The 14,999-nt window shown below is 37.9% G+C and carries 11 protein-coding genes; 5 read left to right on the top strand and 6 right to left on the bottom strand.

What is annotated here, in order from left to right; genetic code table 11:
• Nucleotides 1-398: 398 nt before the first annotated feature.
• From PVV65_RS03290 to PVV65_RS03275, 4 genes are read right to left on the bottom strand one after another with little or no spacing between them, the layout of a single operon-like run.
• The gene (locus PVV65_RS03290) at nucleotides 399-2,495 is read right to left on the bottom strand and encodes a hypothetical protein (protein ID WP_273789203.1); all 2,097 of its coding nucleotides are present in this window, start codon (nucleotides 2,493-2,495) and stop codon (nucleotides 399-401) included.
• Entirely contained in the window at nucleotides 2,492-5,290 is a 2,799-nt protein-coding gene (locus PVV65_RS03285; protein ID WP_273789202.1) for a DUF4159 domain-containing protein, read from the bottom strand. The genes PVV65_RS03290 and PVV65_RS03285 overlap by 4 nt, the downstream gene beginning before the upstream one ends.
• Nucleotides 5,287-6,198 carry a DUF58 domain-containing protein gene (locus PVV65_RS03280; protein ID WP_273789201.1) on the bottom strand — a complete coding sequence of 304 codons (912 nt, stop codon included), beginning with the start codon at nucleotides 6,196-6,198 and terminating at the stop codon, nucleotides 5,287-5,289. The genes PVV65_RS03285 and PVV65_RS03280 overlap by 4 nt, the downstream gene beginning before the upstream one ends.
• Nucleotides 6,199-7,230 (bottom strand): MoxR family ATPase, encoded by a 1,032-nt coding sequence (locus tag PVV65_RS03275; protein WP_273754468.1) that lies wholly within the window; start codon nucleotides 7,228-7,230, stop codon nucleotides 6,199-6,201.
• A 248-nt stretch (nucleotides 7,231-7,478) separates the two neighbouring features.
• On the opposite strand from PVV65_RS03275, the gene PVV65_RS03270 reads away from it, so the two are divergent.
• Nucleotides 7,479-8,732 carry a CCA tRNA nucleotidyltransferase gene (locus PVV65_RS03270; RefSeq protein ID WP_273789200.1) on the top strand — a complete coding sequence of 418 codons (1,254 nt, stop codon included), beginning with the start codon at nucleotides 7,479-7,481 and terminating at the stop codon, nucleotides 8,730-8,732.
• 433 nt (nucleotides 8,733-9,165) lie between these two features.
• On the opposite strand, the gene PVV65_RS03265 is transcribed toward PVV65_RS03270, so the two are convergent.
• On the bottom strand, nucleotides 9,166-9,642 hold the full coding sequence (locus tag PVV65_RS03265) for a tRNA (cytidine(34)-2'-O)-methyltransferase (protein WP_273789199.1): 477 nt from the start codon (nucleotides 9,640-9,642) through the stop codon (nucleotides 9,166-9,168).
• Between the two features lie 456 nt (nucleotides 9,643-10,098).
• On the opposite strand from PVV65_RS03265, the gene petA reads away from it, so the two are divergent.
• From petA to PVV65_RS03245, 4 genes are all read left to right on the top strand, one after another.
• Complete coding sequence (gene petA / locus PVV65_RS03260; protein ID WP_273789198.1) at nucleotides 10,099-10,647, top strand: ubiquinol-cytochrome c reductase iron-sulfur subunit; 549 nt, start codon at nucleotides 10,099-10,101, stop codon at nucleotides 10,645-10,647.
• A gap of 4 nt (nucleotides 10,648-10,651) precedes the next feature.
• Nucleotides 10,652-11,908 (top strand): cytochrome b N-terminal domain-containing protein, encoded by a 1,257-nt coding sequence (locus PVV65_RS03255; RefSeq protein WP_273789197.1) that lies wholly within the window; start codon nucleotides 10,652-10,654, stop codon nucleotides 11,906-11,908.
• Nucleotides 11,902-12,759: a cytochrome c1 gene (locus tag PVV65_RS03250; RefSeq protein ID WP_273789196.1), complete on the top strand. Its 858-nt coding sequence runs from the start codon at nucleotides 11,902-11,904 to the stop codon at nucleotides 12,757-12,759. Before PVV65_RS03255 ends, PVV65_RS03250 begins: the two co-directional genes overlap by 7 nt.
• Nucleotides 12,760-12,896: 137 nt before the next feature.
• On the top strand, nucleotides 12,897-13,337 hold the full coding sequence (locus PVV65_RS03245) for a PRC-barrel domain-containing protein (protein WP_273789195.1): 441 nt from the start codon (nucleotides 12,897-12,899) through the stop codon (nucleotides 13,335-13,337).
• 349 nt (nucleotides 13,338-13,686) lie between these two features.
• On the opposite strand, the gene ychF is transcribed toward PVV65_RS03245, so the two are convergent.
• The gene (ychF, locus tag PVV65_RS03240; protein ID WP_273789194.1) at nucleotides 13,687-14,790 is read right to left on the bottom strand and encodes a redox-regulated ATPase YchF; all 1,104 of its coding nucleotides are present in this window, start codon (nucleotides 14,788-14,790) and stop codon (nucleotides 13,687-13,689) included.
• Nucleotides 14,791-14,999 lie beyond the last annotated feature (209 nt).

Below are 14,999 nucleotides of genomic sequence, written 5' to 3'. Positions count from 1 at the left end.
TTGCGCTGCCATGTAATGCTTTTAATGGGAGATATTTCCCAGTGTCGTTGATCTCATTTCACGAAAGTTCTCAATGTTATGAAAAGCTTCGTTTATAAGGTTTATTCATGAACCATATCTTTATGCTCATACAAGATGCAAACCAAAACCGTTATATTATCCCATCCCAACTTTATAAAAATCCTTGTTTTAAGAAGATTCTTAAAAGGAATTTTATTCTTTCCTTCAATGGTTTTTATTCATACAGCATCTCTTTTAAGGATGTGCAAGAAAATAATGATAATTAATTTAATATGAAAAGGATTATAAATAAATATCTTTTCTCATTGTAAAAGATAAGTAAATACACAAAAAGATAAGCTTAATTTTAAAACTACTCTACGAAATCTCAGAATTTTTTAACGTCCTTCACGATACCACATGCTGCTCAACAGTAAAAGACAAACAAGCAGGGCAAAAAAACCAGAAAATACCGAAAAATAAAAGGTATTGATTAAACGCGTTTCTGTCACTTCTTTCAAAATAATTGAATGCACTGGGGAAGATGATAGATTTGTTTTTGATTGAATAAGCTTGAATGGAGGAATATGAATGTTTTCTCTTCCTTTAGGGTGTAAACGTCCGATGTAGCCCCTCGTGTGCTTAATAATAGGGGCTAATTTTTCTTTTGTTGAAATTAAATCAAACAATTCAAGATTATTGAGCATTCCTACAGAAGACAGTATTGTTAAATCGTCATTTTTGATGATAAAAATTCCCGTCTCATCAGTAGCTACAGTTGCAGTGAAGAGACCTTCTTGCTCTTTAGTAAGGACGATATTTTGTTTTTTTCCAGAAGGAAAAGTTATTTCAGCAGGCTCTGGATGATCTTTCAGAGTTTGGCGGCGAATTGTTAAATGATGATGGCTGCTGGTGGCACTTAATTTTTCTTCCTCAAGTTCCGGTTCTTTCATGAGCCAATGAGCAATTCGGCGATAAAGAGCCGCATAAGGACCACCACCTTCAAAACCTCGTGCCCAAAGCCAACTTTCATCGGAAAGCAACATACCGACACGCCCTTTATCAACATGGAAAAGAAGTAAAAGTGGCTGTTCATCGGCTCCTTTCATGAGAGCTGTGCCTTTATATGCATCTTGAATAGCAATTTGTCGCAGCCATCGCCCCCATTGGGAAGCTGGAAGATTAAGCGTTGCAAGATCTCTTGTGACAGGATGGCGTTCACCTTCTTTGGTTAATGCAGGGCGAAAAGGTTTTTCAATAATAGTTCCATTAGGTAATGCCGGTAGAATGCTTATTAAAGGTGTTTTCGCAAGTGAGTTTTTTTGTGTAAATTCAGGTCCTGTTACCATCAGCAAAGCACCACCCTTTTGTACATATTGGGCGATATAATCATAATAGATTAAAGGTAGAACAGCAGAATGCTGGTAACCATCAAGAATGATGAGATCAAAGTTATTAATTTCTTCAACAAAGAGCTTTCTTGTAGGAAAAACCACCAACGATAATTGGCTTAAAGGCGTATTATCCGCTTTAGTGGGGGGACGCAAAATTGTAAAGTGAACAAGATCAATATTAGAGTCACCTTTCAAAAGGTCACGCCATGTTCGTTCTCCATTATAAGGGGCACCTGAAATAAGAAGAACGCGTAAATTTTCTCTGATTCCTTCAATGGTTGTTATGGCGCGGTTGTTTTCAAGACTTAGTTCACCTTTGTAAGGTTCAGTGGTCACTTGGATAATATTTTTTTCAGCATGGGGAAGGGTAACTTCAGTTTGAAAAATGATACCAGGAGTCACAGAATAATGGGCCACTTCTTGTCCATTAACGCTGAGTGTAATATTGGCTTTCTGTGGTATTTTTTTGGGGTGAACTCCTTGATCTTCTACCAAAATGGAGAGCTTTTGTGGTTTATTGATAAGGGCAAAGCGTGGAGGCGAAATAAATTTGATTTGACGATCAAATTCATCTGAGCGCCCTGTGATCAGAGCATTAAAAGGTGCTTCATGATGAAGATCTGATAGGTCTGGAATGTCATGCACTTGTCCATCAGTAATAAAAATGGTTCCTGCATAACGAGAGGGCGGTACATCAGAAAGTGCTTGTGTTAAAGCATTAAACAAATTCGTTGAAGGGGCATATTGATGATCAGCAAGTTTTCCAGCTTCAATAAAACGTGGTTCAAATTGTGGATAATGCGCTAATGTTTTGATTAATTGCACGCGCGCTTCATCACTGTCGTTTATGCGTGTTCCAAAAGTTTGGCTTTTGCTGCGGTCAATGACAATGCCTACTGTACTTTTCAGCGGTTCGCGCTGTTCTTTGATAATCATTGGATTAAGCAAAGCAAGAATGAGAGCGCTCAATGCCATCAGACGAAATAAAGACCCTTGACGTTGTGTAACAAGACCAAAAACGACAAAAAGAATGGATATTCCGCTTAACAGCAGAATCCAAAAGAGAGGTAAAAAAGGCTGAAAAGTGAAAAGTGGTATCATTGCCTTCTTTCTCTTTTAAAGCGTTCCAAGAGTGCTGGAACATGAATTTGGTCTGCTTTATAGTTTCCAGTAAGCACATAAAGGACAATATTTAAGCCTGCGCGAAATGCCCAGAGACGTTGCATTGGATCATTGGGAACGAGTGGATATTTCCACATGCCTTTTTCATCGAGTGCCCAAGCAGCAGCAAAATTATTTGCGGTGATGAGCAGAGAACTTACATTATCACCGCTGGCAAGAGAATTTTTATTTTTTTTGTTCGTTGATGAGGATTCAACCCACAAAGCTGAACCACGGTAGAGACCAGGAAAATCTGGCATAATATAAAAGGAACGCGCAACAACGTGATTTGTTGATGCAGGCTCAATGGAGGGAATGTTTAACCCTTTTAAGATGGTTCGTAATCTCTGCGTTTCTGGAGTGGCATCTCCTTCAAGATTAAGATTGCTCTTTATCTGATCGCGCGTATCAAATAAAATGGTTCCTCCATGTTTCATAAAATTATTTATTTTTTCAAGGCTTTTGGAGGTTGGTATAGGACTCTGAACATCAATTGGCCAGTAAATAAGAGGATAAAAGGAGAGTTCATCTTTATCGAGATCAAGTGCTCTAACAGAGCCGGGGGTAAGCATTGTGCGCTCTGCAATAAATTGGCTTAAGGATTCTAGACCATTTTTACTTGTTGTATCAATTTCATGATTGTTGGTTATAACGTAGGCAAGATGTGTTGCACCAGCGGCTAGCACATTATCATGATGATTTTCTGTCGTTTGTGCATGAAGTGTTGGATCATATGAAAACAGGCCAATCAGAATGATGAGAGGAAGGAAAAACCGATTACGCCATTTATTAAAAGAAAAAATTCCTCCCATCCATAAAATGAGAAAATTATCAAAGGCAAATAATAAGAGGGCTAATCCTAAAAGGGAACCGATAAGATTTTTTTCTTTTGTATCATAAGATAAAGGGCTCTTATTAAGAGAAGTTGGTAATGATGATTGTTTTATCAAGCGCGATGAATCAGTTAAGAGATTAAGCGCATAAAAGTCATTTTTGACACCGTAAAGTCCTGGGGGAGTATGATAGGAAGGACGGGGTGGATTTTGGGCATTAAAGATCAGTGGAACAACATCAGAGGGCGGGGCTTGTAATTGTCCATCAGCGGCTATGGTTCGCCAAGGATTTTGTACTCTTGTTCTTTTTTCTCTATGTGTTGGGGTTGTGTTTTCAAAAGACCCTAATGTGATTAGTTTTTGTAACATTTGTGCAAAAAAAACAGAAAGAGGAAGATTAGACCATGTAGGATCAGGGGCAATATGAATGAGAATAAGTGTTCCTTTCCCACGCTTTGCTGCGGTAATAAGAGGGGTCCCATCCGAAAGGCTGAGCCATGTTTTTTCGAAAAGATCTGGGGTTGGTTCTGCAAGAATTTGTCGCGAGACAGTAACATCTTCTGGAAAAGGAAGATCAAAGAAAAAGCTATTTTTTGCAAAAGGGGCAAGTTTTTGTGGTTTGGTCCAAGTCATAATACTTCCAAGAGAACGTTGCCCCTGACGCAGCGGTACTGGAAGAAGATTATCGTAATGTTCTGCACTACTGAGTTTTTCTCCTGCAAAGCGGATGAGTGTCCCTCCTTTATTCACAAAATCAGAAAGCTTTTTTTCTGCTTTTTCAGGGATATTAACCATGTCGCCCATAATGAAAACAGATGGGTTTTGTTTAAGCAAAAGATCAATATCTGTTGAAAGTTCTCTTCCATCGGAAGTTATAAGCTGTGTATGACCTTGTAATGCTTTGATAATATAATAAAATGGAGAAAGTAAAGGCTGAGTCATCTCATTGGTATCTGGAGAGAGAAGAGCAACACGGCTTATCCTGTTATGGCTATCTACTAAGAAAGTTGCAGCAGCATGGTTTTGGTCATTGACTTTTATCCAAGCGATATCGTTGCGTAATTCAAGAGGGATATCAAAAGGAACAAGTGCTGTTGTTTGACCTTCAGAAAAATTTTTCGTAAATTGACCAAGAAGTTGATTGTTTGAATCGTAAAGGCTGAGTGTAGCGGGCGTTGTACCGTGTATGGTTGAGCGAATAATACGCGTGACCATGTTTCCATTATCATTTTTTATGGATGTTATGCCGGTTAAATCGGAAATATCGGCCAAATACCAAAAGAAATTTCTAGGTTTTAATTCTTCAAGTAAAGCAAAAGTTTTCTCATCTTCATTTGTTTGTAATCCATCGCTTAAATAAGCAATATCAAGAGGTTGCCCTTTGTTTATTTTACTGAGTTCTTTTAAGATATGCACACGGTTTACAGGCCAAGGACGCGGTTGCAAATGCATTAAATGCTGTTTTATAATCTTCGCTGGTTGGGGTTCCACATTGGAGATATCATTTTCAGCCGTTGCAACAAGGTAAATATTTTTTTGTTGTTTTTCTGCCTGTGCAAGGAGCATTTCAGCGATAGAGATACGTTTCTTCCATTCTTTTACAGATGCCCAGCCATTATCAATGATGAGCACAAGAGGTTGAGATCCAGAAAAGCTTATTGGCTTTTGATTCCAAGTGGGACGGGCTAGAGCTATGATAACCAGTGCGGCTATGGTTAAACGCAACAACAGCAACCACCAAGGAGTATGTTTTGTCGTTTCCTGCTGATGAGTTGGTTTGGGTAAGAAGCGTAAAGGAGGAAAGAGCTCTTTACGTGGAGATGGAGGGTTTAATCGCAACAGCCACCAAATGACCGGTAGAAACAAGAGCCCTAATAACAGAAAGGGAGCAGAAAAACTCAAAGTGCCCTCCTTTTTTGTAATGAAGAGTCATTCATTGTATTTGCAAGATGCAAAATGATTTCTGTTAAAGGTTGATCTGTCGTACTAACGTGATAAGACCACCCCTGTCGTGCACAAAAATTTACTAATTCTTGTCGACGTGCTTGATATAGCTTACAATAGCTTTTACGAAGATTTTCTGCTTTTCCAAAAATGTGTTTTTCTTTCGTTTCAGGATCAAAAAATTCTGTATGACCTGTGTAGGGAAAGCTTTCTTCCGCAGGATCAGAAATTTCAATTAAATGAGCTGTTACCTGTTTTGTCGATAAAGGAGTTAAATACTGGATGATTTTTTCAGGATGATCGAGAAAATCACTCATTATAATGGCATGTGAAAAGCGTGTAATCGTTGAAAAATCGGGGAATGAATTTTCATCTGAATGATTTTCTAAAGCAAATGCTATTTGTTCTACGACATTGGATGTCATTGTGGGGGGTACTAAGTTGGGAATAGCGATATGTTCGCCACACCGTGTCAGAAGTGATGCCAAGGCAAGGGTTAAAATGATGGCATGATTGCCTTTAGAGATTTTAGAAAAGCGCGAACAGTAATGCATTGATGGGCTCTGATCAGGCCAAAGCCAAACGGTTTGTGTCATTTGCCATTCGTGCTCACGCAGATAGGTATTTTCATCACGCGCTGAGCGACGCCAATCAATCCGAGTAATGGATTCTCCTTCCATATAGGGACGAAATTGCCAAAAATTTTCTCCATTACCGCGTTTGCGTTGCCCATGCCATCCGGTTATCAGTGTATTGGCAATATGACACGCTTGTAAAAGGAAATATGGCATTTTGCCATCATTCTTATACAGTTCTTTTGCCAGCGACAATGGAGACTTTTGTAAAACTTTTTTGCCAATAGCCATTTAAAAGGCATCTTTCACAAGGTTATTGATAATATCTTTTACGGTTATATCTTCAGCACGAGCAGAAAAATTAAGGGCCATGCGGTGTTGTAATACGGGATAGGCCAATGCTTCAACATCATCAAGTGAGGGGGCTAAACGCCCATAATAAAGAGCACGAGCACGAACACAAAGTGAAAGAGCTTGTGATGCGCGCGGACCCGGTCCCCAGGAAACATAAGTACTAGCAAGGCTATTGTTTTTATCAGGGCGTGCTGAGCGGACAATTTTTAAAATAGCTTCGATCACATTTTCTGAAAGAGGCATTTTGCGAACGATATTTTGAATTTTTTGCAATTTTTTAGCGGATAAAATTGCTTTTGCATTTGATTTTTTTTCTTTTGTTGTTTCCAAAATGATCCGCCGCTCTGTTGTAAGGTCAGGATAGTCAATATCAATTTGCATCAAAAAACGATCGAGTTGAGCTTCAGGAAGTGGGTAGGTCCCTTCTTGTTCGAGAGGATTTTGCGTTGCAAGAACATGAAAAGGTTGTGGTAAATCGTAACGGGTTCCTGCAACGGTCACATGATATTCCTGCATAGCCTGTAAAAGAGCTGACTGTGTGCGTGGAGAGGCTCGATTGATTTCATCAGCCATGAGAAGCTGCGTAAAAATGGGGCCTTGAACGTAGCGAAAAAAACGTTTTCCCTCTTTATCGGAATCCATGATTTCAGAACCGATAATGTCTGATGGCATGAGGTCGGGGGTAAATTGGATACGTTTTTCATCAAGCCCTAAAACGGCTCCTAATGTTTCCACCAGGCGTGTTTTTGCAAGCCCTGGAGCACCGACAAGAAGAGCATGACCACCGGCAAAAATAGCCGTTAAAGCATATTCAATGATATGACTTTGCCCAAAAATAACTTTGTCAATTTCTTGTTGTATAATATCTAATTCTTGGTGTGCCGTATCAATATCCTCAATAATGGCTTGGGCCTCCTGTTTGGTATTAACCTTTTTGACAGAATTAGATGCTGGATCACGGTGACTCATATTTTTTCCTTAAGGCGTTTGTCGCAAAGATAGTAATTTTCTCTGTATGATAACGGACATCTTATTGTTTGTAACAGAAAATGAGAAGAAAAGAAGCATCATAAGCTATTTTTTTCATATTCATATATAGATAGAAAAAAGTTTCTTTGAAAGAAAGAGGTATATTTTGTAAGGGATGTTTTAAAAACTTTGTTTTATGAAGAGAGTTTTTGAAAGTAATGAAGACAACTTTTTTGAAAGGTTAAAGGGTGAATATAAGGCAGAACTTCAAACAGGTTGCATGGTTACAACAAAGTGATATTCAAACACTTCTTCGTATTTTATCTTTAGAGGGGGAAGAGGCGCGTATCGTGGGAGGAGCGGTGCGCAATCAACTATTAAGGCAGCCTATTAGTGATATTGATATTGCGACAACCTGCTTACCGCAACAGATTATCGCACGTGTAGAAAAAGCAGGATTTAAAGCTATTCCTACAGGGGTTGCGTTTGGTACAATAACAGTGGTTGCGCATTCATGTTCTTATGAGGTCACAACGCTTCGCAGTGATATTGAAACAGATGGTCGTCATGCAAAAGTGGTATTTGGTCGTGATTGGAAAAAAGATGCCGAACGGCGGGATTTTACCATTAATGCCCTTTATTGTGATGCGGCTGGCAACCTTTATGATGATGTAGGAGGTTTGAGCGATATTGCGAACCGAACAGTTCGTTTTATCGGTGTTGCAGAAAATCGTATTAGCGAAGATTATTTGCGTATTTTACGTTTTTTTCGCTTTTTTGCATGGTATGGAGCGGGGCGACCTGATGTGGAAGGCTTGAGGGCATGTGTTCGTTTAAAACACGGTTTAGAAAAACTTTCTTCTGAGCGTATTTGGGCGGAAATAAAAAAGCTTCTTTTAGCTTCTGACCCAACACGTGCTCTTTTGTGGATGCGTCAAAGCAGAATTTTGTCACTCATTTTTCCTGAAACAGAAAAATGGGGCATTGATGCAATCCACGCATTGGTGAAAACAGAACAGGCTCTTGGTTGGAAAATTGATCCCTTGTTACGGCTAGAAAGTCTTCTCCCTCCTGATCCTGTGCGTCTTCATGAAATGGCAAAGCGTTTGCGTTTATCCCATAAGGAAACAACACGGTTAAAAGAATGGGCAGAGTTAGAAATAATAAGCCAAAACTGTTCTGCTCATTTTGTGCAAAAACTGATTTATTTTCATGGGCGACAACCGGTTTTAGATCAATTATCCTTATCTATTGCTGTATCACATGTCGATACTCTAGAAAAAAGCGAGGCTTTGCAAAAAAAAGAAAATTATCTCAAACTTTATCAGCTTGTTCAAAAATGGCAGATTCCAACTTTTCCCATTAATGGTAACGATTTAATAAAAAAAGGTTTTTCAAAAGGTATCCTTTTAGGACAAAAGCTTAAAGAACTAGAAATGATATGGATTGAAAATGGATTTTTAATGGATCGTCATGCTTTATTAGAAAAAATTGATTTATAATATGGGGTATAAGCGTACAGTTATTTTTACTTTTTAAGTTTAAATATTCATTTACAATAGTTTATCATTATTCATATGAAATAAGAACAGATTAAAGAGAATAATGATAACGGTTTGTATTTTTTATGAACATAAAGAGGAGGATGTTAATGCATTTTTATATAAAAGGTATTTAATCATTCACAGGTGGTGATATGAAATGGAGGTAATAGGCACTAAGGAATATTTATTTTTAATGGTAGGTGTTACATGCTTTAACTATATTTATAGGGTAGTTTATGAGCTTTTAGAGGCTTTATTCCAAAAGTATCGTTGAAAAGCATGCGCTTTTAAGATTTGTAAAATTTTTGAAAAATGTTTTTTTATTTATTAGAAAACCGGAGTTTATGTATTTTGATCATTCTATTAATGCTTTGATAGAATTTTTGTATTTTTATAGATTACAGTTTCCTTCATGATAACCAATTTGGCGCAATGCTTCTCCTGCTGTTATGGCTACGCTCATGGCGATATTGAGAGAGCGAGCCTGTGGTTTCATAGGAATTTTCAATGTGTAATCGGCAGATTCATGAACATAATCGGGGACGCCAGCTGATTCACGACCAAAAAGTAAAACATCATTTTTTTGATAGTCTATCTGCGTATAGCATTTTTTTGCTTTTGTACTTAAAAGCAAAAGACGGCGGTTAAAGTGTTTCATAGAGCTTAAAAAATGTTGCCAATCAATGTGTCGTTCTAAGGACGCATATTCGAGATAATCCAATCCTGCGCGTTTGAGATTACGATCCGATAGGTTAAAGCCTGCGGGTTCAATAATATGCACATGTAAACCAAAACAAGCACTAAGACGTAAAATCGTTCCGGTATTACCAGCAATATCAGGTTGAAAAAGAGCTATATGAAGTGTCATGTTCTCTGTAATATGATTTTTTTCAACTTTGTAAAGAAGTGCCGTAAGTTATTCAAAAAATATGGTCAAGAAATATATGATTTTTGTATTTAGTTTTTATGTACTTTAAGTTTCAGGAAAAAAGTGATGGCCAAAGATTAGTTTAAGATAAAAGGGAGTCTAATGATTCGGGATTCCCTTAAGGGCCTTGGGTTTTATCAGGTAAGGGAAAGATTTTGATTGATTGAATAGAAACAGAGATTTGAAATAAACCTAGGGTATTTAGTTTTCTTATTCACTTTATAGAATGATAAATTATCATTAAACTAGGTTTTGTATCTGTCATACAAAGAGTAGAAGTTTTTTTCAGAGGTATTTTTATGGGGTAGGACAATGGTGATTAATCCAAGCATTGTGCAATAGGAGAGGGTATGGTAAAAAGATGTTGTAGGAACGTGTCTCTTTGAAGTTAAGGCAATGGGTGAGCAGACGAGGCGGGATTTTCTCTTTTTGGTAACAGCTGTTGCAGGAGCAGTTGGAATGGGGATTGTTGCGTGGCCTTTTATCCGTCAATTGCGTCCAGATGAGGCTGTTTTGGCATCTTCTTCTGTTGAGGTTGACCTTTCTGGTATTGAAGAGGGCATGTCGGTAACGGTGAAATGGCGTGGGCAACCTGTTGTTATTCGTAACCGCACTGCAAAAGAAATTGCTGAAGCGCGTGCTACAAAATTGAGCCTTCTAAGAGATCGTCAAGCCCGCAATCCTAATCTTGAAGGTGAAGAAGAAGCGACAGATTTTTCACGTTCAGCAGGTAAAGGGCGTGAGAATTGGCTTATTCTTATTAATCTTTGTACACATCTTGGTTGTGTAACACTTGGCCAATCGGGACGATTTGGTGGATGGTTATGTCCATGTCATGGGTCTGTTTATGATACAGCTGGAAGAGTGCGTTCAGGACCTGCTAATTATAACCTCGCCATTCCACCTTATCAATTTCTTTCCGATACTTTACTGAAAATAGGATAAAGTGATGGCAAAATTTCCTCCCTATTTTCCTAAAACTGCTCTTGCTCGTTGGTTTGATAAACGTTTGCCTTTCCCTCGCTTTTTTTACAATACATTTGTTATTTTTCCTGTACCGCGTAATCTTAATTATTTTTATACATTCGGCGGTATTTTGACCGTTATGCTTTTATCACAGCTTTTGACAGGTCTTGTCTTGTCACTGCATTATGTCCCGGATGTTCATTTGGCTTTTGAAACGGGTGAACGTTTTAGGCGTGAAGGGCAGTTTGGTTGGCTTTTTCGCCCGTGGCATTGTGTGGGTTCGTCGTTCTTTTTTATCGCTGTTTATATTCATTTAGCCCGTGGACTTTATTATGGTTCTTATAAAAATATGCGTGAGATGGTTTGGGTTACAGGCATGTTTATTTATGTCATCATGATGGCAATAGCGTTTTTTGGTTATGTCCTGGTTTGGGGGATGGTGTCTATTTCTGCTGCTTCAGTAGTTGCTGGACTTTTGAAAGCCATTCCTTTGGTGGGAACATGGTTGCATGAGACGCTTCTTGGTGGTTATAGTGTTGGACAACCAACATTGAACCGTTTTTATGTGCTTCATTACTTGTTGTCATTTGTTTTGCTTTTTTTCGTGGGGATTCATATTTTTGCAATCCACCAAGTTGGGCAGGGTAACCCAACAGGTCTTACAATACAATCAGATGAGGAAACTGTTCCTTTTACACCCTATGCGCTTATCAAAGATATTTTTGCCATTACTGTTTTTCTCGTCTTTTTTGCTTGGTTTTTGTTTTATATGCCTGATTATATGGGACAGGCTGAAAATTATACTGTTGCTGATCCTTTAAAGCCCCCCCTTCGCGTGGTTCCAGAGTGGTACTTTTTGCCTTTTTATGCCATACTGCGTGCCATCACTTTTAATATTGGTGTTCTTTCATCAACTTTTTTAGGAGTTGTTCTCTTAGCTGGTTCGGTTTTCATTTTGTTTCTTGTTCCATGGTTAGATCGCTCTAAAATATGTTCAGCAAGGTATCGACCTGTTTATAAAATTTTCTTTTGGGCGTTTATTGCTGATGTTGTGTTTCTTGGCTATCTAGGTTCAAGGGAAATCAATGATAGCATTCTTTTATGGACGCAATTGGCGACCGCTTATTATTTTATATTCTTTCTGATTATTTTGCCGTTCCTTCCTCTTTTTGAAAAAGGGCGTCCTCTTCCTTCTTCCATTACTGAAGATATGAAACAGAAACAAAATAAACTATGGTAAAAGCTTTTATCAGATTGATGATTATAGTTGTGATAGGCTTTCCTTTTCACAGTTTTGCTGGTACTGTTTCTGATAAAGAGGAGGAATTTGTTTCTTTTCCCTTACATGTCCCCAAAAAACAGGAATGGAGTTTTTCAGGGCCATTTGGCATTTATGATAAAGCACAGTTGCGACGTGGATTAAAGGTTTATAAGCAGGTTTGTGCTAGTTGCCATGGGTTAAAATATGTAGTTTTTCGCGATTTAAAGGCTCTTGGCTATGATCAAGAACAGATTAAAGCTTTTGCAGGGCAATATGAAGTGCGCGATGGTCCTAATCGAGAAGGGCAGTTTTTTAAACGCGCTGGGGTCTCAACAGATTATTTTTCTTCTCCTTTTACGAATGAAGAAGAAGCAAGATTTATTTTAAATGGCACTTCTCCTCCAGATTTATCATTAATAGCACGTGCACGCGCCGTATCTTTGCCATTTCCTGCTGTTATTTCTGAGGTGCTTACTCATTATAATACTGCTGGTCCAGATTATATTACAGCTCTTTTAACGGGATATCAGGAAGCTCCAGAAAATACAAAAATCGTTGATGGTTTTTGGTATAATCCTTATTTTATTGCTAGTAATTCTTTAGCTATGGCACCTCCCTTGAGTGATGGTGTTGTGTCTTATGAAGATGGAACTCCAGAAACTGTTGAACATTATGCACGCGATGTTTCTGCATTTTTAATGTGGGCTGCTGATCCTCATATGGAAATTCGTAAAAAAACCGGTTTTCGTGTTATCTTATTTTTGATCATTTTTGCAGGGCTTGTTTATATTTTAAAAAACCGTATTTGGCGTAGTTTAGAAGAAAAATGAAAGGAGAAGGTAAAAGACTACAAGAAAAAAATTATGAGACTGGTCTTGAAAGAGTATAAAGAGTGTAGGGAACAATTCTGATTATGATGCATTGAGTTTTTATAAAGTAAAAGCAAAGTAAAAATGGAGATGTTAAAATGAAGAAAATTGTATGTACTATTCTTATGTCAATTTTGATGGTTTCTAGTACTTATGCTCAGTCTTTTGAAGTACCTTCTAAACCTGAAATAATTTCTGCAACGGGTATTGTACAGGTGGGGATCGATAAGTCTGTGCGTTATGTAACACCTTTAGCAACAGATTTTGTTGCTTCCAGTCTTATAGGCGCCAATGTCTATAATATAGAAGATGAAAATATTGGTGAAGTAAAAGATATTATTTTACGTGAAAATAATATTGCGGGGTTTGTGATTGCTGTTGGCGGTTTTCTTGGCATAGGGGAGAGTTATGTAATCGTTTCTCCAGAAACAATCCAGATGACAAATGATTATGGTAAGTGGAAACTTATTACAAATGCCACAAAGGATTCTTTAAAAGACGCTCCAACATTTAAATATGAAGGGCATTGGGCACGCTAATTTCGTGTTTCCATTGTCTACAATTAGAACAGTTGCTATCATAACATGTGATGGCACTGTTTTGTTATATAGAGCGTTTGAGAAATGTAAAAACTTTAGGCAAGAAGCTCTTTTTGTTTTTTTAGAACTCAAAGGAAAATTGAGATTAGATCTTAATGATTTTGATAAGGTAAAGGAACGAACAGTTTCAATTTTTTTTGAAAGAAAAATACTCTATACGTTTTGTGCATCTTAAAAATACTTCAAACAGAATATTAATCCTTAAAATTTTATAGAAAGGATATCTGTAAATCCTATCCCCATTCTTTATTTGCTTAAAAGGCACAAAACATTAAGAGAGGACGACTATTTAAGTGTTATGTTTAAACAACATAACATCACCGTCTTGCACAATATATTCTTTACCTTCATCACGGGCTTTGCCTGCTTCTTTTGCACCGTTTTCTCCCCCTAAGGTAATATAATCTTCGTAGCTGATAGTTTGAGCGCGAATGAAACCACGTTCGAAATCTGAATGGATAACACCGGCTGCTTGGGGAGCTTTTGTACCACGTTTGATCGTCCATGCGCGTGTTTCCTTCGGACCACAGGTGAAATAAGTAATAAGATCCAGTAAAGAGTAGCCAGCACGAATAAGGCGATTTAGACTTGGTTCAAAGAGCTCTAAAGCATTAAGATATTCTAAAGCTTCTGTCTCATTAAGTTGCGTAATTTCAGCTTCGATAGAAGCGGAAATGATAATGCTTTGAGCATTTTGCTCTGCTGCCATTTTTTCGACCATTCGTGTAAAGTTATTTCCATGAACAGCGTCATTTTCACTTACATTGCACACATAGAGGACGGGTTTAGAAGTGAGAAGATTTAAGTTCTCAAGGATGCGGCGTTCTTCAGAAGAGATATCTTTAAGCAACAATCGAACAGGATTTCCCTGTTGCAAGATATTTAATGCTTTTTCCATAACGGGTAGAATTGTGAGAGCTTCTTTATCTTTTCCAGTGGCTCGTTTGCGAATTTGTACGGTTCGTCTCTCAAGACTTTCTAGATCCGCCAGCATGAGTTCAGTTTCAACGGTTGTGGCATCAGAAAGGGGATCAATGCGTCCTTCTACATGGGTTATATCATCATCTTGAAAACAGCGTAAAACGTGAATAATGGCATCAACCTCACGGATATTGGCTAAAAATTTGTTCCCTAAACCTTCGCCTTTTGAAGCGCCGCGTACAAGCCCTGCAATATCAACGAAATTAATGCGTGTAGGAATAATTTCTTTTGAACCTGCAATTGATGCAATTTTTTCCATTCGTAAATCTGGAACAGCAACTTCACCCGTGTTGGGTTCAATGGTACAAAAAGGATAATTGGCCGCCTGTGCAGTGGCTGTTTTTGTGAGCGCATTAAAAAGAGTTGACTTTCCAACATTAGGTAATCCGACAATACCGCATTTAAAGCCCATGAGAATCTTTCTTTTCTATTGATTTTATGGTCAAGATAAAAGTTTTTTATAGCACATTTTCAGAAGAGTTATAGTCTTTGTATTGTGATAAGTTGGAAAAAAGTCTACAGCAATGAATAATTTGCTTTTTTTACTTTTTAAAGTTCTTCTTAAAATTGATAATTAAGAAAACTTCGAGTTAATGTTAATAGTGTGCTAAGTTTTTCATG

Origin of the sequence: Bartonella sp. ML70XJBT, assembly GCF_028618425.1 — a bacterium.
Classification (GTDB): Bacteria; Pseudomonadota; Alphaproteobacteria; order Rhizobiales; family Rhizobiaceae; genus Bartonella.
This window is presented reverse-complemented; position numbering and strand designations above follow the sequence as displayed.

What these genes read in the sequence shown, in the direction of transcription:
- PVV65_RS03290 (WP_273789203.1), bottom strand. Translation starts at nt 2,495, where the DNA reads ATGATACCACTTTTCACTTTTCAGCCTTTTTTACCTCTCTTTTGGATT.
- PVV65_RS03280 (WP_273789201.1), bottom strand. Translation starts at nt 6,198, where the DNA reads ATGGCTATTGGCAAAAAAGTTTTACAAAAGTCTCCATTGTCGCTGGCA.
- PVV65_RS03275 (WP_273754468.1), bottom strand. Translation starts at nt 7,230, where the DNA reads ATGAGTCACCGTGATCCAGCATCTAATTCTGTCAAAAAGGTTAATACC.
- PVV65_RS03265 (WP_273789199.1), bottom strand. Translation starts at nt 9,642, where the DNA reads ATGACACTTCATATAGCTCTTTTTCAACCTGATATTGCTGGTAATACC.
- petA (WP_273789198.1), top strand. Translation starts at nt 10,099, where the DNA reads ATGGGTGAGCAGACGAGGCGGGATTTTCTCTTTTTGGTAACAGCTGTT.
- PVV65_RS03255 (WP_273789197.1), top strand. Translation starts at nt 10,652, where the DNA reads ATGGCAAAATTTCCTCCCTATTTTCCTAAAACTGCTCTTGCTCGTTGG.
- PVV65_RS03250 (WP_273789196.1), top strand. Translation starts at nt 11,902, where the DNA reads ATGGTAAAAGCTTTTATCAGATTGATGATTATAGTTGTGATAGGCTTT.
- PVV65_RS03245 (WP_273789195.1), top strand. Translation starts at nt 12,897, where the DNA reads ATGAAGAAAATTGTATGTACTATTCTTATGTCAATTTTGATGGTTTCT.
- ychF (WP_273789194.1), bottom strand. Translation starts at nt 14,790, where the DNA reads ATGGGCTTTAAATGCGGTATTGTCGGATTACCTAATGTTGGAAAGTCA.